The sequence below is a fragment of the Rossellomorea sp. ABR4_004 genome, assembly GCF_056159585.1.
In genome coordinates this window covers 178,697-198,157 of record NZ_JBSWVM010000001.1, presented here as the reverse complement: position 1 = coordinate 198,157, position 19,461 = coordinate 178,697, and the positions used below count along the sequence as shown (strand labels likewise).

Below are 19,461 nucleotides of genomic sequence, written 5' to 3'. Positions count from 1 at the left end.
AAAAAAGCAAGTGAGGGATCCTCACTTGCTTTTTTTAGTGAATATGAATTTTTACGTTAATTACTGAAGAAGTTCTCTGTGAAATAAGGCTGTGCTTTTCCATTGAATGCGACTCCGACACCTAAATGTTCATAATGGGGTTGAAGGATGTTTTCCCTGTGCCCTTTTGAGTTCATCAGTCCCTCATGGGCGAAGATGGAACTTAATTGTCCATAGGCTAAGTTTTCTCCTGCGGTACGAAAGGCTACCTGATCTTCTTCCATGCGGTCGAATGGGGATTCACCTTCTAGATTGGTATGACTGAAATAGTTCTGTTCCGCCATGTCGAGACTATGTTTTCTTGCCGTGTCCCTGACTTGATCGTCCCATGAGAGAGCATTTAACCCTTTTTCCACACGTGTAGCATTTGTGAGGTCAAAGAGCTGGAATTCAAATCCTTCTTTCAACTCGGGACTCGCTTCTGAATAGAAATTCTTCTTATTAGCTTCCAAGCTTTCATCGATTATTTGTATGGCAGTGACGGTGTCACTTTCATGCTTGTCATAGAACACAGTTACGTAGCTTCCATCCACTTGATAGACTTCCTGTTCACCATTGTTTTGGAGCTGATATAAAGTCAATCCTTTTCGGATATTTGAGAGTGGCTCACCGAGTTCATTCTGAACCACCTCTTTGGATACCCCCATTTCAATTCCCGATGAGGAGGAAAGGAGGTCTTGATTGGTGTAAAGGCCATTAACCTGGTTATTTTCATCATACGAAATCATTAAGAAATTACGGTAGTTTTCGTGATATGCATTCCAGGAAACTCCGTATTCATTAGTGGATTGTCTCTTTGCCTCTCCCAGCTCCTGTTCAAGCTTATCTTTTGAATCTCCCATTACAATATTATAAATAGAGAAGGTTTGATCACTTGGTACTGTTAAAGCAGGTTTTTCTACCGGGTTCTTTTCCTTTGTATCAGAAGGATCTTCGAGATCTCTAAATGACTCGTCCAATTTTATGAGCAGAAGGTTTACTTCGTTGTAAAGTTGATCGAAGGTGTCCTTCACTTTAGGACTGTTCTTTATTTCTTCAATTTTTGTGAGAACAGAATCGAATTCTGTTGCTTCCACTTTGTCTTCCCATGCGGGTTTTGATATATAGGCAAAAGCAACTATCATAATAAGAAAAAACAATCGTCTCAATTGTTAACACTCCATTCTATCTTCCATTGTATCCAAATTTATTAATAAGTAAAAAGGGAAATGCTTATTCACTATGTTTAGTACCCATTTTCAACCATCTTCAATCAAAAGAACCTGTTTTATCATGGTTGGCTCTGGGTAAGATAAAAGCATAGGCAGGCATGACAAACTTACATATAAGGGGAAATTCACAATGAAATTATCTCATGAAGAACGAATTCAACTACATGAATTTAATAACTTAACGAAGTCATTAAGTTTCAATATGTACGATATTTGCTATACTAAGACCCGTGAAGAGCGTGAAGCGTATATTGAATATATCGATGAACAATACAACGCTGATCGGTTAACAAAGATCCTGACACATGTTTCGGATATTATTGGCGCACACGTCTTGAACGTTTCTAAGCAGGATTATGTCCCACAGGGTGCGAGTGTGACCATCCTGGTTTCTGAAGGGCCGATAGTTGAAGTCCCTACGGAACATTTTGATGAATCACCCGGACCATTACCATCTACAGTTACGATGCACCTTGATAAGAGCCATATCACTGTTCATACGTATCCTGAGTATCATCCTCACGAAGGGATTTCTACTTTCCGGGCAGATATCGATGTCTCTACTTGCGGGGAGATTTCTCCACTTAAGGCATTGAATTATCTTATTCACTCCTTCGACACAGACATCATGACGATGGATTATCGGGTGAGAGGATTTACACGTGATATCAATGGTCGAAAATTATTTATCGATCATGATATTAATTCGATTCAGAATTACATACCAGAGGAAATCAAAGATGAGTATGACATGATTGATGTAAATGTATATCCTCAGAATATATTTCATACAAAATGCAAGTTGAAAGAGTTTGATTTAAATAATTATTTATTCGGCTATACAAAAGATAAACTGGATGAAAGTGAAATGGATGAAATTACAGATAAAGTAAAAATGGAAATGGATGAAATCTTCTACGGTAAGAACATATCTCAACCGTAATCATAACGGAAAGACACCACGTACGAATTGATTCGTAACGTGGTGTTTTTTACTTAAAATCTCATTATTGTGAAAAATCAATGGGAGAAGGGAAATGTACCTGTCTTGGAGAATAGGTAATTATGCTTGAATTTAAAAGGAGGAATAATGAATGAATTCACATGAAATCGAGTATAAATTGCATGGGGATGATATGCAGTTTGTTGAAATAGAATTGGATCCAGGAGAAAGTGCCGTAGCCGAAGCCGGCGGAATGATGATGATGGAAGACGGCATAGAAATGGAAACGATCTTTGGAGATGGTTCCAAGGGCAGTGGGACCGGGGGGTTTTTAGGAAAGCTTGTTGGTGCAGGAAAGCGTGTATTAACGGGTGAAAGCTTGTTCATGACCGTATTCACCAATGAGGGGCGGGGGAAAAAGCATGTATCATTCGCTGCTCCTTATCCAGGAAAAATCATCCCGGTTGACCTAAGTGAATTAGGCGGTAAAGTTGTTTGTCAAAAGGATGCCTTTCTATGTGCAGCAAAGGGAGTTTCTGTCGGGATCGATTTTCAAAAGAAATTAGGAACAGGCTTCTTCGGCGGTGAAGGATTTATTATGCAAAAGCTTGAGGGCGACGGATTAGCCTTCCTTCATGCTGGAGGGACGATTTATAGAAAAGAACTTCAACCTGGCGAATTGTTACGGGTAGATACGGGTTGCTTAGTGGCCATGACGAAAGATGTGGACTACAATATCGAGTATGTAGGGAAAATCAAATCTGCCTTCCTTGGAGGAGAAGGATTGTTTTTTGCCACTGTCCGTGGACCTGGAACCGTCTGGATTCAGTCACTTCCATTCAGTCGCTTAGCTGAAAGAATTTATGCGAGTGCTCCCCAGGGTGGAGGCCGTTCGTCTGGTGAGGGAAGTTTACTTGGTGGAATCGGTGACTTTCTAAACGGAGACGATTGATTCACAGCAATACATAAAAAGCATTTCCATTCGTGGAAGTGTTTTTTCGCTTTACTTGGGTATTCACCTATTTAGACCCCACATCATATGTTTAAATATATAATGTGAAAGGGTGATCTCATGAAAGGAAAGGTTCGTCATTATTATGCTGGGGGGAATACCGCTAAAGGCTTTTACAGTCTTTATGATTCGGTGTTAGATGGATTAGAGCGGATTTATATCCTGAAGGGTGGTCCCGGGACAGGTAAATCCTCATTGATGAAGTCGGTTGGAGAACGGTTTGAGGGAAAAGGGTTAGAGGTTGATTATTTACATTGCGCTTCCGATAATCACTCAATCGATGGTGTTCTCCTCCCTGAATTTGGGATCGGCATTGTGGATGGGACGGCTCCTCATGTTATAGAACCGAAAGCACCCGGTGTTATTGAAGAATATGTGAATTTAGGAGCGGCATGGGACTCAAAGAAACTATTGCCGCACAAAGAAGACATCCTTGGCTTAAACGATAAAATTGCCTCATTCTTTCAGAAAGCATACGATACCTTTGCTGCATCCCTGAGTGCTCATGATGACATTGAAGAGATATACATTTCCAATATGGACTTCACAAAAGCGAATGAATTAACAAATGAGTTAATTTCACTCTTCTTTGAAGATAAGAGTCTTTCAAAATCCTCGACAGTCAAACATCGGTTCTTAGGTGCCGCGACTCCTGAGGGAGCAGTTGACTACATTCAGAATTTAACAGAAGATGTCGATAAGCGCTACTTTATCAAAGGGCGTGCAGGTTCTGGAAAATCGACGATGTTAAAGAAAATTGCTTCTGCTGGAGAGGAAAAAGGTTATGATGTAGAGGTTTATCATTGTGGATTTGACCCAAATAGTCTTGATATGTTGATCATTAGAGAAAAAGGAATCGCTATTTTCGATAGTACTGCACCACATGAATATTTCCCGGAACTGGCATCTGATGAAATCATCGATATGTATGAAAGATGCATTACTCAAGGGACAGATGAAAAATATGCTGTCGATATAGAGCGAACGACAAAAGACTATAAAGATAAAATGAAAGAAGCAATTTCATATCTTAAAGAAGCTAAATGCCTTCGTGAACAACTTGAATCCATCTATATAAGTGCCATGGACTTTTCAAAGGTGAATACGATTAGAGAAGAAATCTTTCAGGAAATAAATGAAATAATAAAAAAGTAGTATATTGAGTGAAGACAAGAACGCGATGATCATAAGGTGATCGCGTTTTTTATTTAGGTGAAAAAATACCCAAGAGGGTTAACGAACGTTTAGCTTGAACGATTTGTCATTAGGATCCTTTTTGTTCTTGCTTTTTCACCATCAAACCTTCACTATTAGTAGACAAGTCAAATCTGTTATTAAGAAAGTAGGAATGATCTTTGAACTCGTTTGCATCACTGGGACTTTCAAAAAGTCTTCAGAAGACCTTATCTACTAATGGAATAAGTGAACCGACACTCATACAAGAAAATGTGATACCGACCCTTTTGGAGGGAAAAGATGTCATGGCTAAGGCTCAAACCGGGACGGGTAAAACCTTTGCTTACGTTTTACCCATTCTGGAAAAAGGTAAATGTTTCACCCCTCATATTCAGAGTTTGATCATTACCCCGACGCGCGAGCTGGCTATCCAGGTAACAAGTGAAATAAGGAAGCTCACAACGAAAAACAAAGGGTTTAGCGTTCTTTCCGTATACGGTGGTAAAAGCCATGAGGAGGAAATCAAGGAACTGGAACAGAATGTAACTATTGTGGTTGGAACTCCCGGGAGGCTATTAGATCATCTGAAAAGAGGGAATCTTGACCTATCTCATCTTATGTTTTTAGTCATTGATGAAGCAGATCAACTCCTCCAGATAGGTTTCCTAAATAAAGTTGAAGAAATTTTAAGGAAAACGCCAGCTCATCGTCAAACGATGCTATTTTCTGCGACGATACCTGCTGAAATCAAAAAATTGGGTCACAAATATATGAAAACTCCCCAATTTATCGAGGTGGCGGATGCTGAAAAATCCACTTCCATTAATCAATTTGCCATTTACACAGTGGATAGGGCAAAGCAAGAGACAGTTATTCAATTAATAGAGGCATTTCAACCGAGTAAATCCATCGTTTTTTGCAGAACGAAACGACGGGTCACGAAATTATATCAAGTGCTGAAATCAAAAGGGTTCAAAGTGGCTGAACTCCATGGGGATATCCCGCAGGAAAAGCGTGAAATTGTAATGGAACAATTTAGAGCCGGCGACATACCAATATTAGTTGCGACTGACGTGGCTTCCAGGGGATTGGATATTGAGGGTGTCACTCACGTATTTAATTATGACATGCCTGAAAATGCAGAGGCCTACATTCACCGTATTGGAAGAACCGGGAGAGCGGGTGAAACAGGATTAGCTTATACCCTTTATTCTTCAGAAGAAAGAAGCCTTCTGGACGGAATTGAATCAGAGCTGAATAGTCGGATTCAAAAGCAAAACCTAGGGAATACCATTTCTTTAAAATCAAGAACAACCGCTAAGAAAAAGGGAGATAAAAGACAAGGAAGTAAGAATAGTAAGGATCGGGAATCCCTGTCAAGGAAAAAGGGCGAGTTCAAAGATAAACAATTAACGAGCAAAAAATCCTCTAACTCATTAAAGCAAAAACCTTCAACACATTCGGAGGGGACAGCAAATGAAACGAAGCCTGCCTTTACAGGGAGAAGAACGGGAAAGAAGTCCTCTTCTAAATCTAATAATCAAAAAAATAAACGATAAAATCATGCACACGCATGGTTTTTTTGTGCCGAAATTTCAAGGGTGGGATGAAGTTATATCAGAATAACATCTCGTGTTCAAGTATGTTATATCAGTATAGTGAATGCCTTCGGGTGGTTTTATGGTAGGATAATAAAGGGTATTGCTATGAGTAAAGGAGTTAAATAGATTAATATGAAACTAATATCGTGGAATGTAAATGGAATTAGAGCGTGTGTAAAAAAAGGATTTTTGGAGTATTTTCAACAAATGGACGCAGATATTTTTTGCCTTCAAGAAACAAAGCTTCAAGATGGACAAATCACATTAGAATTAGATGGATACCATCAATATTGGAATTATGCGAAGCGAAAGGGCTATTCAGGAACGTCCGTTTTCACTAAAGAGAAGCCACTGTCTGTCTCTTACGGCATTAATGAAGATATGGAGCCTGAGGGAAGGATCATTACATGTGAGTATGATTCTTTTTATTTGGTGAATGTATATACACCTAATTCAAAAAGGGATCTGTCAAGGCTCAGTGAACGTCTGGAGTGGGAGGATACTTTACGGAAGTATCTTACTGATTTGGAACAACATAAACCTGTTGTTCTTTGTGGGGACCTGAATGTCGCACATACAGAAATAGATTTGAAAAATGACAAATCAAATCGGGGGAATTCAGGCTTTACTGATGAAGAGCGCGGGAAAATGACCATGCTCCTTCAGGAAGGGTTTGTCGATAGCTTTCGGCATATCCATCCAACAAGGGATGATGCCTTTAGTTGGTGGTCCTATATGAGTAATGTCCGTGAACGGAATATTGGGTGGAGAATTGACTACTTCATTGTGTCAAACCGTTTAACACCTTCTATAAAGACCGCAGAAATCCATGCTGAAATACTCGGAAGTGATCACTGTCCTGTATACTTAGAGTTAGAGTAGTGCATAAAAGAAGTAGAGAAATTACATTTGCGGAGGGAAAAGATGTTAAGAAAGAGATTGATGCAGTATATCGAAGAAATGAATGGTAGCGTTGCTTTATTTCCACAGGAAAAAGAATTTGCAGTAAAGCATGGAATCCTGGAAGGTGACAAGATAGTGACACGGGAATCAGGTTCGCGATTTGAAGAAGCATATATCGAGCGTTGTGAAAAGGAAACGGAAGAACTAATCGCTCAAGAAACATTCATATTCCTAGATCAGCCAATCACCTACTTGAAAAAACATAAAAACGAGTTTGTTTTCCTGGAATTGGACTGGTTTGATGTGATCGGGGTGGAGGCTGTTTCGATAGAAGTGGATGACGTGTTTGGAACGTATGATGCGATGCTGGGGTTGAAGCTTCAAAAAAAATATCGCAGTCAAATTGAGGATTATTTGGACAATGCTCTTAAAGGCCAATCATCTTATGACTTATTGTTTAATAATGATGATGGATTATGGGATTTAAACATTACTTTAAACGATCTCCCTGATTTTCATGAAGGCTTGTCGATGATTGCTACCTACGAGCTCATATACGATTTCCTATTCCACCTCCTTCAAAAGGTGGATGAGGCTTAAAGTTGTATCCTCCTCGTAATCGAGGGGGATTATTTTGCTTTTTTTCGTTTGATTGGTTCATAGTCAATTAATATACCTTCATATACCAGCTTCAAATGTGAATGATTTCTGAAATCTTCAGGTGTAATTAAAGCAGGAAGTTTATTCCATAATTTGATTCCTGAGCGTTGGAGAATCTCTGCCACAAATTGAGAACAAAAGTACGAGTTGCTGAATTCTACAGGTTCATTCAATGATACCCCGAAAACCCCTAATAAATTATAGAGAAATTTCGTGCGACTCCTCTTAAACACATTTAAAACCCGCCTCATTTTTACTATATCTCGTTCCGTTACTTCTAATTGATAAATTACACATGTGGTATTGGGATATTTGCTGTAGGTTCCATGGAATATATCCTCTTTAACAAATCCTCCACTAATGGGGTTGTTTGGATGTTTGCGCCCGAAGCTGTATAGTTCGTTTAAGTCTCGGTCAAAGGAGATTGAGGCATGGTTGTAAGGTGCTTTTGTATATTTCTTGATGGATTTGGTAAAAAGAGTTCCAGTGTCTGTCAGTAAAATATAAATATTATTACTTTGCATTTCTCATTCCCTCTTTTAAAGTAGTAGATTTTCCCATATGCTTAATTATACAGTATTTTTATCGTTTGAAATATAGTCATTTTAAGGGGGATGATGATGGAATCGGCTATATGGACTTTATTTGTTATTTTTATCGGTTTGGTCGTAGTGACCGTCCTCTTTTTACAGATTAAGAGGAAGCAAAGAGGTAAAGATTTCTCTCGAATTTCGTTACGGGTTAAAACCTGGTGGGGGATGTTTGTTGTCTTTTGTTTGGCTACCCTGTTTAATCCCATCGTATCCATGTTCTCCTTGATGATCCTTTGCTTCTTTTCTCTTAAAGAGTACTTTTCTATGATGCAAACGAGAAAAGCGGATCGAAGGATTTTCTTGTGGGCTTACTTATCGATCCCCATTCAGTTTTATTGGATTTATATTGGATGGTATGGGATGTTCATTGTGTTTATTCCAGTTTATGTGTTTTTGTTATTACCTCTGCCTCGATTATTGGGGAAGGGAACGTTGGGGTTCCTTCGCTCTGTCAGCTCGACACAATGGGGTCTGATGCTGATGGTTTTCGGGTTAAGTCACCTTGCTTATTATCAGGTTGCTAATCCAACAAGTGGTGCGAATCTAGTGCTTTTTTTAGTTGTGCTGACCCAGGTGAGTGATATTGTTCAGTTTGTTGTATCGATATACATCGGGAAGCGTAAGGTAGTACCAACCTCTAATCCAGCTATTACATGGGAGGGCTTTTTGGCTGCTGTGTTGCTGACGACGTGCGTATCTTATTTTATTTATCCTTATTTAACTCCTCTCGATATGAAATTCGGAATCCTATCGGGCTTGATTATCAGCGTTACTGGTTTTGTAGGGAGCTTGACGATTTCTGTGTTGAAACGTGATCTCCTGATCGGTGATCAAGAAAAATTTGCTTCATTAAAAGAAAGTTACCTCAATCGAGTCGATAGTCTAGCCTACACATCCCCCATATTCTTTCACATCATTCGTTACTACTTTGATTTCATGTAAAATGGGGACGGACCTTCACAAGGTCCGTCCCTCTTACTATTGACCCTTATTATCATGGCGCTTGCTGATTTCTTCTGTGACGACATGAGCCAGGTTGTCGTTTCCGAAAAGGGAGAGGACACCCAGTAAAGTTGTGTCGGGAATATCTTCAGACTCTTCTTTAGGGACCGTTAAGTCAATTCCTTGCAATAATGCGGGATTTTCCCCTTGATTGGGGTAGGCTTTCTGATAAAGGGCTGCAGGGTCAAGGTCATGATTCACACACCACTGCGCAAACACAAGAATCATCATATGCTCGTCCTTTTGATAGTTTTCAATGATTTTTTCTTGCATCTCTTTAGAATTCATTGCATTCTCTCCTTAAACTTTGTATCTATTTCTATTATAACGAAGTTTGGGGAGCAAGCCCATTCATTTACCTATTGAGCTGATTAGAGGAATACGTTTTTAAAATCCACCGGTTTAGGTGTATAATAGGATAATGAAAGAAACTTGTTTCACATTGAAAGGACGTTAGATAAATGAACATTACGAGTCATAGTGCCGAGGAACTGAAAGATCCTACTGGTATACTAAGTGGAGATCGATATGAAGTTATTCTTGATATTGAAGTACCCGAGGATGATGAGCTATACAGAGAACAGGGTATTTACATAAAAGTGATTTTTGTTCGCGACGAGAACGGTTCCAGGATCGTACAGTCGACCATTGTAGAAAGAAATACTGAGACGTATCTTGACTTTGAATTAGAAGAAGATGAAGAAAGTCTCCTTCTTTCATATTGTGAGGAAAATATCAGGTAATCGATAATAAGCTGCACCCTCTACGTTCGAAACCAAACGAATGTAGAGGTTTTTTTGTTATTGGTTCATTTATTACCTTACCATAATCACCCCATTTTAACCCATTCTCTCTTACGTGACTGATAATTCAGATACTTCGGAGTTGGCATGGAAATTGCATAATAATTAATTGAAAATAGATTAATAGAAGGGAGAAATGTTGATGAATGGTTATTGGGGTAAAGTGAAGAAACTATTCATTGTTATAACTGTATTTGCAGTTATAAGCAGCTTGGCAACGTCCAGTACATTTGCCAAGAAAAACGAAAACAGCATCAAAGGAAGTCTATTAATTGTCGGAGGAGCTTTAGGCAGCAGCAACTCGGCTGTTTATGAAGAATTCATAAAACTATCAGGGGGTAAAAAGAAAGCCAAAATAGGAATCATCCCTTCTGCTTCAGGCTCTTTGAAGTCATCAAATCAATTTAAGGAAGATTTGATTTCCTATGGTGTAGCAGAAACAGCTATTGAAATCCTTCCTCTATCTGCTCATGATTTCTCAGGGACAGAAGAAGACGAAAGCGAATGGAAAGATAACGCTCAAAAGAAAGAAATATCTAAAAAAATCAAAAAGCTGACAGGTATTTGGTTTGTCGGTGGAGATCAGCTTAAGATTACAGACACATTAGTTAAGGACAATGGAAAGAACACGAAAGCCTTAGATGAAATTTGGAAGGTTTACCGCAAAGGAGCCGTTCTTGGTGGGACAAGTGCCGGAGCAGCCATCATGAGTGATGTGATGATTACAGGCGGTGATAGTTTAGGAGGGCTTCGTCAAGAGTTTATAACTGAAGACGTATCCAGTCCTGATGAAGAATATGCACCTGTCTATATTGAAAAAGGCCTTGGATTCTTTCAGTGGGGAATTGTGGATCAACATTTTAATGAACGATCACGTCTGGGTAGACTAGTGGCAGCAGCCATCCGATACGAAACCAATAAAACCCATTTTGCTTATGGAATTGATGAAGATACGGCGATGGTGGTAAACAATGAAAAACAAACGATTTCAGTATTAGGCAGAGGTAACATTACGGTAGTGGATGTATCTCAGTCAAGACTATCAGGAAAAGAAATAAAGAATATTGATCTTAGTTATATTTCTCCTGGCGATGTGCTCAATGTGCAAACGAAAGAATTTAACATGAGCGAGGAAAAGGTTGAAACACGAGACTATGAATATTATAACTTTAAACCTCTGTCGGCTACCGGAGTTTTATCATCCTATGGAACATTACCACATTACCTGTCGTATTCCCTGGTTGACAATGAGGCGGTCGATGAGGTTTATAGTTATATTTACGATAGTGAAGGACATGGTTTTGAGCTGGAGTTCAAACAGACAGATGAAACAAACGGGTATTGGGGTTATCAGGATGGTCAAAAAGATTCATACTCCCTATTGCATGTGGAAATGAATGTTTCACCTGTTTCCGTCCATTTTCATAAGAAAAATCAGCTTTCACATGACTTTACTTCTTCCTCATTAGAAGTACCTGAAAGTTCTTTTGATCCTGACATAAAAGGAAGCCTGGTAATCGTTGGAGGAGCTTTAGGAAGTAGTAATGAAGAAGTGTACAGCGAATTTATCAATCGGGCAGGGGGAAATGGGAAGATAGGGATTATCCCTGCTGCAAGTTCCAGTTTAAAGTCTTCACATGCATTTAAAGAGGACTTGTCATCATTCGGTGTACCTCAAGAAAATATCGACATTCTGCCCCTATCCAACCATGATTTTAAAGGGACAGAAGAAGATGAGTCTAACTGGATGAATAATAAAAATAATTCGTATATAGCAGAAAGTATACTGGAGTACGATGCCATTTGGTTTGTAGGAGGAGATCAAACAGATATCACCGATACATTGTTAAACCAAGATGGAACTCAATCATTAGCCCTTGAAAATATTTGGGAAATCTATCGTAATGGAGCCGTTCTTGGTGGTACAAGTGCAGGAGCTGCAATCATGAGCGATGTGATGATCGCAGGTGGTGGAAGCTATGACACTCTATCAAAAGGCTTCTCTGATACGTATGACGGCATGTCTCAACAAGAAGGCGGTCCTGGATATCTTGAAAAGGGATTAGGATTTTTCCCGTACGGTATCGTGGATCAGCATTTTGATAAAAAATCACGATTGGGACGTTTAATTGCAACCACTGCTGAACATGGAGAAGAAAATGAATTCTCATATGGGATAGATGAAGATACAGCGATGATAGTGGATAACGAAGCGAAAACCATTGAAGTAAAAGGTAGAGGCGGCGTTTCTGTAGTAGATTTGAGTCAGTCAAATCTATCACAATCATCGCATACGTATAAAAATGTACACTTATCATGGATTACCTCAGGAGATCAATTAAATTTAAACACGAAGGAATATACGATCAGTAATCATAAAGTTTCAACAAAAGACTATGAATACTACAAATATAATGCTGCTCCCCATACAGGAGTATTAACTCCGCATCCTTCACTTGCAAATTATTTAAGCTATAGCCTTCTTGATAACTTTGGACAAGATGTAGTGAAAAGCTATAGTTTTTCTAAAGATGAAGGATTTGAACTGACTTTCAAAAAAGGAGATCAATCGCAAGGCTTTTGGGGTTATAAAGATGGAAACAAAGATGATTACTCATATCTCAATGTGAAGATGGATATCGAACCAGTACAGATCTCGATTGAAACCCAATAAAATTGAACGGAAAGCCTGGGCGGATTGAAGCTCAGGCTTTTTCAAAATGAATCAACGATTACTAGGTCATTTGGAAGTATATATAATTGCTAGCATTTGTTATACTAGTGATAACATAATGATAGCGGCTGCTAGCAGTTTGATAGGTAAGGAGGGTGAACCTTGTCAGATCAAGGAAGAATGCAACTTAATGTAAGGGTTAATAAAGAAACATCAGAGAAATTGGATGAAATCGTTGAATACTATCAGCAAAACACGAAAATTGGAAGAGTTTACAAAGGTGATGTATTAACAGATATTATTCATAAATCCTATGAAATCATGCAGAAGCAAAAGGCGATTCAGAATCGGAAATATTAGTAGTTTTTATACGATTTTCTTGTCTATTCGGCGGGGGAATTCTTATACCGTTTGTATGAAAATTGGTATAATTTATGTCATACTATAGGTTACATAGTTAAAAAAAAACTGAAAGTAAAAGAGGGTATTTTATTGTGCAAATGCCGAAAAAGTTAATCAATATTCAAAAAGGTTCCGGAATTTCCCCGTACATATGGAGCATCATCAGCATCCTGCCATTTTATTTTATCTTTCAGTCCTCCTCTACAATCGAAATAGTTGTAGGGATTTCCTTGACCATCATGTTCTTTATTTCTTTGCGATTTGCTTTTATTTCAAGGGATTGGCCGGTTTATTTATGGACATCGATATTAATCGCAATATCCATTACCATGACCATTCAATTTAATTTTATCTATTTTGCTTTTTACATTGCCTACTATAATGGCAATATAAAGAACCGGGTGGCGTTTTTAACCCTATATATCATTCACTTGGTGTTAACGACGGCATCGATCAATTATAATTTTGTTATACAGGATGAATTATTTTTATCTCAATTTCCTTTTATTCTGATTATTTGGATAAGCGTCATTCTGTTGCCGTTTAATATTTACAACCGAAATAAACAGGTGCAGCTCGAAGATCAGTTGGAAGATGCTAATAAACGTATATCAGACTTGGTCAAGCAGGAGGAACGCCAGAGGATTGCCCGTGATCTACACGATACATTGGGTCAAAAGCTTTCTCTTATCGGCCTGAAAAGCGATCTGGCCAGGAAATTGGTGTACAAAGATCCAGAGCAGGCCAGAAGCGAGTTAAAGGATGTTCAGCAAACGGCACGAACGGCTTTAAGTGAAGTAAGGACAATGGTATCTCAAATGAGGGGAATTCGACTAAAAGACGAAATCGTCCGGATCAAACAGCTATTAAAGGCAGCGGAAATTGATTTCGTGATGGATGATGAGATCATGCTGCCCCAGACATCACTCTTTTTGGAAAATATCTTGAGCATGTGCCTAAAAGAAGCCGTGACGAATGTTGTCAAACACAGCAAGGCGTCACACTGTGAGCTGATCATCGAAGAATCGGATAAAGAGATGACCATCATAGTGAAGGATGATGGAATGGGAATCGAGGGAGATTACACACAGACTAAAGGTAGCGGCTTAATAGGTATGAGAGAGCGGTTAGAATTTGTGAATGGGAGCTTGGACGTTTATTCCGATAATGGGACCACTTTGATTATGAGAGTGCCGAAAGTGATCAAGCAAACAGAAAGGGAGGGAATGGAATGATTCGAATTGTTATTGCAGAAGACCAGAGAATGCTATTAGGTGCCTTAGGCTCTTTACTTAGTTTAGAGGATGATATGGAAGTGGTTGGAAAAGCAGGGAATGGAGAAGAAGCCATTGCCCTCGTCCACGAGCTGCAGCCGGATATTTGTATCATGGATATTGAAATGCCTAAAAAGACCGGTCTTGAAGCAGCGGAGGAATTAAAAGGAGAGAATTGTAAAGTGATTATCCTGACAACCTTTGCCAGGTCCGGTTATTTCCAGCGTGCATTAAAAGGTGGGGTGAAGGGTTATTTGTTAAAGGACAGCCCAAGTGAAGAACTGGCGAACTCGATTCGTCTTGTAATGGAGGGTAAACGTATTTATGCACCAGAGCTCATGGACGATGTGTATAGTGAAGAGAACCCCCTGACTGACCGTGAAAAAGAAGTGTTGGAGCTGGTTGCTGACGGGAAAAACACGAAGGAGATAGCCGATGAGCTTAGCCTCAAAACGGGTACCGTACGAAACTACATCTCAACCATACTCGACAAGCTTGAAGTTAAAAATCGAATCGAAGCCATTACTCAATCAAAAGAAAAAGGTTGGTTTAAATGATGGGCAGGGACGGACCTCCATGTTGGAGGTCCGTCCCTATAACCATAATCTATCGGATGTATATTTATCAATCCCTTCAATCACTTAAGTTTGCTTAGAAAGAGCTTCATGCTAAATGAATTCCATTTAAATTTTCATTGGGGGTATCCTTTGCTATGATTGGTTTTGTGTGGAAAGTGCCGATGGGAAATTGATGAAAGGTATTCTTTTTGGTGTTGACAAGTAAAAGAATCGTGGTACGATAACATCGAAAACAAATTTCATAGGACGATCCACTAGGGGTGCCTTCTAAAAGGCTGAGATTAAAGTGTGACTTTAAGACCCTTTGAACCTGATCTGGTTGAGACCAGCGTAGGGAAGTGGTGTTTGAAGATCACATAGAATCGAATTCTATTAAACTGATCTCAAGCCACTTTCTGTATGCGGTATGCATAATGAAAGTGGCTTTTTTTGTTGCCCATTTCGGGTCGTCTGGAAAAGGAGAAAGATACTATGTCATTTACAGCGTACTTAAGAAACGAAGTGAAGGAAATTTGGGAAGCGAGTTTTCACCATCCTTTCTTAAAAGGTATCGGGGATGGAACCCTTCCCCTTGAAAACTTCAGGTACTACATTCTGCAGGATGCCTATTACCTCTCACACTTTTCAAAGGTGCAGGCACTTGGTGCAGCCAAAGCAACAGACTTACATACTACATCCAGAATGGCAACACACGCAGTAGGAACGAATGAAGCAGAGCTTTCACTCCATGAGAATTTCTCAAACCGTTTAGGGATTACGGAAGAAGAAAAACGGCAGTTCAAACCTGCTCCTACTGCCTATGCGTACACGTCGCATATGTATCGTTCCGCACAATATGGGGGACTCGCAGATATTCTGGCTGCAATACTCCCCTGCTACTGGTTGTATTATGAGATCGGTGAACGCTTGAAATCATGTACACCTGAGGAGTCCATTTATCAGGAGTGGATCGCAGCTTATGGTGGAGAATGGTTTCGGGAGTTAGTGGATGAACAGATTCAGCGACTGGATGGATTGGCAGAAACGATGACAGAATCAGATAAGAAAAGAATGACAGAGAATTTCATTTTGAGCAGCATGTATGAATTACAGTTTTGGGAAATGGCGTACACCCTTGAGAAGTGGCCGTTTCAGACATCTCTAGATAAGGAAGGTAGAGTACATGTCTAAATTAAAGCTCACAGACATTTTAGTAACCGTCGTGATCTCCATAGGTTTTGGAATTATATATAAGCTATGGGGACCGGTTTACAACCTGTTAAAGCCATTTGGATTGCATGCTGATCAACTGATCTATGGTATGTGGTTCATGGCGGCAACCGTTGCTTTTTTAATCATTAGGAAACCTGGCGTCGCACTTCTGGCAGAAATTGCAGCGTCTTCAGGGGAATTTCTCATGGGAAGTGAATGGGGCCTCGAGGTGCTCCTGTTCGGTTTGATCCAAGGTTTGTTTGCAGAGTTGATTTTTCTTATCACCCGCTATAAGCGTTATGATGTCATCATCATTTGTACAGCAGCTGTGGGCTCTGCATTTGGCTCAATCCTGATGGACTACTTTAAGGGGTACATGGGAGACCTCGTTCTGTGGAATTTATCACTTTTTATTGGTGCCAGATTAATAGGATCCATCGTGATAGCAGGCATAGGAGCCTTTTATCTTGTTAAGGCTTTGGAGAAAACGGGGGTAACCAGTTTGGTCAGACGTGCGGACCAAAAAGATTATGATGTCTTGAATCAGTAAAGGAGGAAAGGACGATGCATATAAAAAATCTGCGCCTTACATTTTCCGGTTCAGAGAAACTGATGTTTAAAGACATAAGTCTTTCGATAGAAGACGGAGAAAAGGTATTGTTACTCGGGCCATCTGGTTGTGGCAAATCCACACTCCTCCAGGTTTTATCCGGTGTGATACCCCATTCCATAGATGTGCCGATGAAAGCTGGATCGATTGAACGCCCTGAATCCTTCGGGTATGTCTTTCAAGATCCGGACGCTCAATTTTGTATGCCCTATGTAGATGAGGAAATTGCTTTTGTTTTGGAGAACAACCAGATTCCAAGAGACGAAATGCCAGGGATAATCAAAGAATTGTTAGAGAAGGTGAATTTAAGTCTGAGGGATTCCCATACGAAAATCTCCTCTCTATCAGGGGGGATGAAGCAAAAATTGGCGATTGCTTCTGCCCTTGCGCTCCAACCCCACACGCTATTTCTGGATGAGCCTACATCGATGTTGGATGAAGAGAGTACAAAATCGGTATGGGAAACAGTGAAAAGGACATGTAAAGATAAAACGTTACTTATCGTTGAGCATAAGCTGAGTCACGTACTGGAGATCATTGATCGTATTATTCTATTCGATGCGATTGGAAGAATAGTGGCTGATGGTCCAAAGGCTCACATTTTATCACATTTCAAGGAAACATTGAAATCAGTAGGGGTATGGTATCCGGACGCGTGGAAAGATTATCTTTCTTCCCATCCTCCGGAGAAGGTGAACCCGTCTGGAAAAAAGAATTTAAAGCTAGAAAACTTCAAAGGGTATATACACAAAGAGGATAAGATTCACATTGAAAAGGCCGTCAGCTTTAAAGGTGAGTGGATTGCAATCACAGGAAATAACGGAGCAGGGAAATCAACATTACTCCACAGTCTCATGAAATTCATCCAAACGACCGGGACGTATGAATTATATGGGAGACAGGTGAAAGGAAAGAATGTTCCAGAGGAATGTACGTTTGTTTTTCAAAATCCCGAGTTTCAGTTTGTAACACACAGTGTGTTTGATGAAGTTGCGTATACTCTTCGGCTCAAGAGAGTGGACGAAGGGATAGTGGAGGAAAAAGTGCATGCACTATTGAAGCGATTCAAGCTTGATCCATACAAACATCATCATCCCTATCATTTATCCATGGGGCAAAAGCGCAGATTAAGTGTCGCAGCGTCCCTTGTCAGGAATAAAGATATTCTATTATTGGACGAACCGACCTTTGGGCAGGATTCCCATAATACGTATGCGTTACTTGAGATGCTTCAAGACTATCAAAAAGAAGGATCTACCATTCTGATGGTGACACATGATGAGAACATCATTACTCACTTTGCATCCAGAGTATGGGTGATTGAAAATGGGCGTCTCACCCAGGATTTCTATAATGAGATTGCAGGTAGTAAAGCAATATGAATATAGAAATTGAGCATAGAGAAACCTGGCTCCATCAAATCAATCCCAGCTTTAAGCTCTTGACCTTGATCGGGATTTTTGTATTTCTGCTTTTTATTCATTATCTTAACTGGTTGTTATATTTGAGCTTTCTCTTTTTTCTCCTGTTATGGGTTTTCTCAGGGTATTCATATAGAACCGTCAGTATAATGATCCTACCCTTTTTTCTTGTTTTCATCTCTACAGCTTCATCAATGATTTTATTTGGGAAAGGTGAAACAACATGGATGAAATGGGGATTGATCCACATTACCGAAGAGAGCTTTTATCGGGGGATCCATGTTGGATTGCGTACCATTGTATTCGCTATATTGGGATTACTATTTGCTCTTACTACGAGACCGGTGAAGCTTTTCTACTCCCTCATGCAGCAACTGGGATTAAAACCTAAGTATGCATATAGTTTTATGGCCGGATTCAGACTAATCCCCATTATGATTGAAGAATTCTTCACGATACGAAACGCCATGAGAGTCAGGGGAGTTGAAGAACAAAAAGGAATAAAACACGTATTCCATAAAATGAAATCGTATTCCATTCCCTTGCTTGCCCAGAGCATCAGAAGAGCCCACAGAATTGCAGTAGCCATGGAAACAAAGGGGTTTGAAGGAAGTGGGCAACGAACCTATTTCTACAAAGTGACCTTTTCCAAATATGATGGATATTTCTTGGGGAGCATTCTCATCATGATTGGGCTCAGTTATTTTTTTTCTACCCATCTACCTATTTTTCCGACGGGAGATGTTCGCTTTGGGAATTGAAACAAGAAAACAATTACATGTGATTTCAACAGGAAAACAATCAGTGGAAGAATTAGTGAAAATCTCGAAGTCCGTTTACCCATATCTCGACATGCTCCATCTTCGCGAAAAGCAGTGGACGGGGAAAGAAATGGCTGAGGCCATTGATCGACTAGTAGCAGCAGGAGTCCCCTTTAAAAAAATATGTGTGAATGATAGGGCAGACATTGCCCTTATGAAGAATGTAAGAGGGGTGCAGCTTGGCCATCAGAGTGCTGATATCAGCTTAGTGAAGAGTGCTTTTCCTTCCTTACAGATTGGTGCTTCTGTACATTCCGTTGAAGAAGCAAAACAGGCAACGATAAGCAGAGCGGATTACCTGCTCTATGGAAATATCTATTCTACCTCTTCAAAGCGGGGTATGCCTGGCAGAGGTTTGGCAAGCTTAGAGAAAGTGGTTCAATCTGTCCCGATTCCCACTATTGCCATAGGAGGCATTACACCTGAACGTGTATGTGAGATTACGGGAACCGGAGCAAAAGGGATCGCTGTCTTATCAGGTATATTGCTTTCGACGAATCCATTAGATGCAGCCCGATCTTATTATAAACAATTACACAGGGGGTGA

Annotated in this window: 20 protein-coding genes, 1 pseudogene and 1 riboswitch; of the genes and pseudogenes, 18 read left to right on the top strand and 3 right to left on the bottom strand. The window is 39.8% G+C overall.

Going from position 1 to position 19,461, the window contains the following annotated elements; all coding sequences use genetic code 11:
• Positions 1 to 56 precede the first annotated feature (56 nt).
• A complete protein-coding gene (locus tag ACXAF2_RS01125) occupies positions 57 to 1,187 on the bottom strand; it encodes a CAP domain-containing protein (protein WP_475136995.1) in 1,131 nt (376 codons plus the stop codon).
• Positions 1,188 to 1,380: 193 nt separating this feature from the next.
• On the opposite strand from ACXAF2_RS01125, the gene speD reads away from it, so the two are divergent.
• The 6 genes from speD (at position 1,381) to ACXAF2_RS01095 (ending at position 7,485) form a co-directional block, all read left to right on the top strand.
• A complete protein-coding gene (gene speD / locus ACXAF2_RS01120) occupies positions 1,381 to 2,193 on the top strand; it encodes an adenosylmethionine decarboxylase (RefSeq protein WP_475136994.1) in 813 nt (270 codons plus the stop codon).
• A 151-nt stretch (positions 2,194 to 2,344) separates the two neighbouring features.
• Complete coding sequence (locus tag ACXAF2_RS01115) at positions 2,345 to 3,145, top strand: TIGR00266 family protein (protein ID WP_475136993.1); 801 nt, start codon at positions 2,345 to 2,347, stop codon at positions 3,143 to 3,145.
• A gap of 120 nt (positions 3,146 to 3,265) precedes the next feature.
• The gene (locus ACXAF2_RS01110; RefSeq protein WP_475136992.1) at positions 3,266 to 4,360 is read left to right on the top strand and encodes a PRK06851 family protein; all 1,095 of its coding nucleotides are present in this window, start codon (positions 3,266 to 3,268) and stop codon (positions 4,358 to 4,360) included.
• A 200-nt stretch (positions 4,361 to 4,560) separates the two neighbouring features.
• Positions 4,561 to 5,940, top strand: a complete 1,380-nt coding sequence (locus tag ACXAF2_RS01105; protein WP_475136991.1) for a DEAD/DEAH box helicase — start codon at positions 4,561 to 4,563, stop codon at positions 5,938 to 5,940.
• A gap of 174 nt (positions 5,941 to 6,114) precedes the next feature.
• A complete protein-coding gene (locus ACXAF2_RS01100) occupies positions 6,115 to 6,864 on the top strand; it encodes an exodeoxyribonuclease III (protein ID WP_475136990.1) in 750 nt (249 codons plus the stop codon).
• A gap of 42 nt (positions 6,865 to 6,906) precedes the next feature.
• Positions 6,907 to 7,485, top strand: coding sequence for a branched-chain amino acid aminotransferase (locus tag ACXAF2_RS01095; protein WP_475136989.1), 579 nt, complete (start codon positions 6,907 to 6,909; stop codon positions 7,483 to 7,485).
• 29 nt (positions 7,486 to 7,514) lie between these two features.
• Here the strand turns inward: ACXAF2_RS01095 and ACXAF2_RS01090 are convergent, their stop codons facing one another.
• The gene (locus ACXAF2_RS01090; protein ID WP_475136988.1) at positions 7,515 to 8,069 is read right to left on the bottom strand and encodes a hypothetical protein; all 555 of its coding nucleotides are present in this window, start codon (positions 8,067 to 8,069) and stop codon (positions 7,515 to 7,517) included.
• Positions 8,070 to 8,165: 96 nt separating this feature from the next.
• Between ACXAF2_RS01090 and ACXAF2_RS01085 the strand changes: the two genes are divergently transcribed.
• A complete protein-coding gene (locus tag ACXAF2_RS01085) occupies positions 8,166 to 9,080 on the top strand; it encodes a phosphatidate cytidylyltransferase (RefSeq protein WP_475136987.1) in 915 nt (304 codons plus the stop codon).
• Positions 9,081 to 9,116: 36 nt separating this feature from the next.
• On the opposite strand, the gene ACXAF2_RS01080 is transcribed toward ACXAF2_RS01085, so the two are convergent.
• Complete coding sequence (locus ACXAF2_RS01080) at positions 9,117 to 9,428, bottom strand: hypothetical protein (RefSeq protein ID WP_475136986.1); 312 nt, start codon at positions 9,426 to 9,428, stop codon at positions 9,117 to 9,119.
• Positions 9,429 to 9,601: 173 nt separating this feature from the next.
• Here ACXAF2_RS01080 and ACXAF2_RS01075 point away from each other — a divergent pair, with 173 nt between their 5' ends.
• The 11 genes and pseudogenes from ACXAF2_RS01075 (at position 9,602) to ACXAF2_RS01025 (ending at position 19,461) form a co-directional block, all read left to right on the top strand.
• Positions 9,602 to 9,883 carry a DUF6509 family protein gene (locus ACXAF2_RS01075; RefSeq protein WP_475136985.1) on the top strand — a complete coding sequence of 94 codons (282 nt, stop codon included), beginning with the start codon at positions 9,602 to 9,604 and terminating at the stop codon, positions 9,881 to 9,883.
• Positions 9,884 to 10,085: 202 nt separating this feature from the next.
• Positions 10,086 to 12,617 (top strand): cyanophycinase, encoded by a 2,532-nt coding sequence (locus ACXAF2_RS01070; protein WP_475136984.1) that lies wholly within the window; start codon positions 10,086 to 10,088, stop codon positions 12,615 to 12,617.
• Positions 12,618 to 12,779: 162 nt separating this feature from the next.
• On the top strand, positions 12,780 to 12,977 hold the full coding sequence (locus ACXAF2_RS01065; RefSeq protein ID WP_148968911.1) for a hypothetical protein: 198 nt from the start codon (positions 12,780 to 12,782) through the stop codon (positions 12,975 to 12,977).
• A gap of 140 nt (positions 12,978 to 13,117) precedes the next feature.
• Entirely contained in the window at positions 13,118 to 14,254 is a 1,137-nt protein-coding gene (locus tag ACXAF2_RS01060; protein ID WP_475139064.1) for a histidine kinase, read from the top strand.
• Positions 14,251 to 14,850, top strand: a complete 600-nt coding sequence (locus ACXAF2_RS01055; RefSeq protein ID WP_148968912.1) for a response regulator transcription factor — start codon at positions 14,251 to 14,253, stop codon at positions 14,848 to 14,850. Before ACXAF2_RS01060 ends, ACXAF2_RS01055 begins: the two co-directional genes overlap by 4 nt.
• Before the next feature lie 267 nt (positions 14,851 to 15,117).
• Positions 15,118 to 15,225, top strand: a riboswitch (TPP riboswitch).
• Between the two features lie 117 nt (positions 15,226 to 15,342).
• Positions 15,343 to 16,041: a thiaminase II gene (gene tenA, locus ACXAF2_RS01050; RefSeq protein ID WP_475136983.1), complete on the top strand. Its 699-nt coding sequence runs from the start codon at positions 15,343 to 15,345 to the stop codon at positions 16,039 to 16,041.
• Positions 16,034 to 16,612 carry an ECF transporter S component gene (locus ACXAF2_RS01045; RefSeq protein ID WP_475136982.1) on the top strand — a complete coding sequence of 193 codons (579 nt, stop codon included), beginning with the start codon at positions 16,034 to 16,036 and terminating at the stop codon, positions 16,610 to 16,612. The genes tenA and ACXAF2_RS01045 overlap by 8 nt, the downstream gene beginning before the upstream one ends.
• 77 nt (positions 16,613 to 16,689) lie before the next feature.
• Positions 16,690 to 17,088, top strand: a pseudogene (locus tag ACXAF2_RS01040) (ABC transporter ATP-binding protein); the annotation flags it as partial.
• Positions 17,089 to 17,100: 12 nt separating this feature from the next.
• Positions 17,101 to 18,054 (top strand): ABC transporter ATP-binding protein, encoded by a 954-nt coding sequence (locus ACXAF2_RS01035; protein WP_475139063.1) that lies wholly within the window; start codon positions 17,101 to 17,103, stop codon positions 18,052 to 18,054.
• The gene (locus ACXAF2_RS01030) at positions 18,051 to 18,854 is read left to right on the top strand and encodes an energy-coupling factor transporter transmembrane component T family protein (RefSeq protein WP_475136981.1); all 804 of its coding nucleotides are present in this window, start codon (positions 18,051 to 18,053) and stop codon (positions 18,852 to 18,854) included. Before ACXAF2_RS01035 ends, ACXAF2_RS01030 begins: the two co-directional genes overlap by 4 nt.
• Positions 18,844 to 19,461 carry a thiamine phosphate synthase gene (locus ACXAF2_RS01025; RefSeq protein ID WP_475136980.1) on the top strand — a complete coding sequence of 206 codons (618 nt, stop codon included), beginning with the start codon at positions 18,844 to 18,846 and terminating at the stop codon, positions 19,459 to 19,461. Before ACXAF2_RS01030 ends, ACXAF2_RS01025 begins: the two co-directional genes overlap by 11 nt.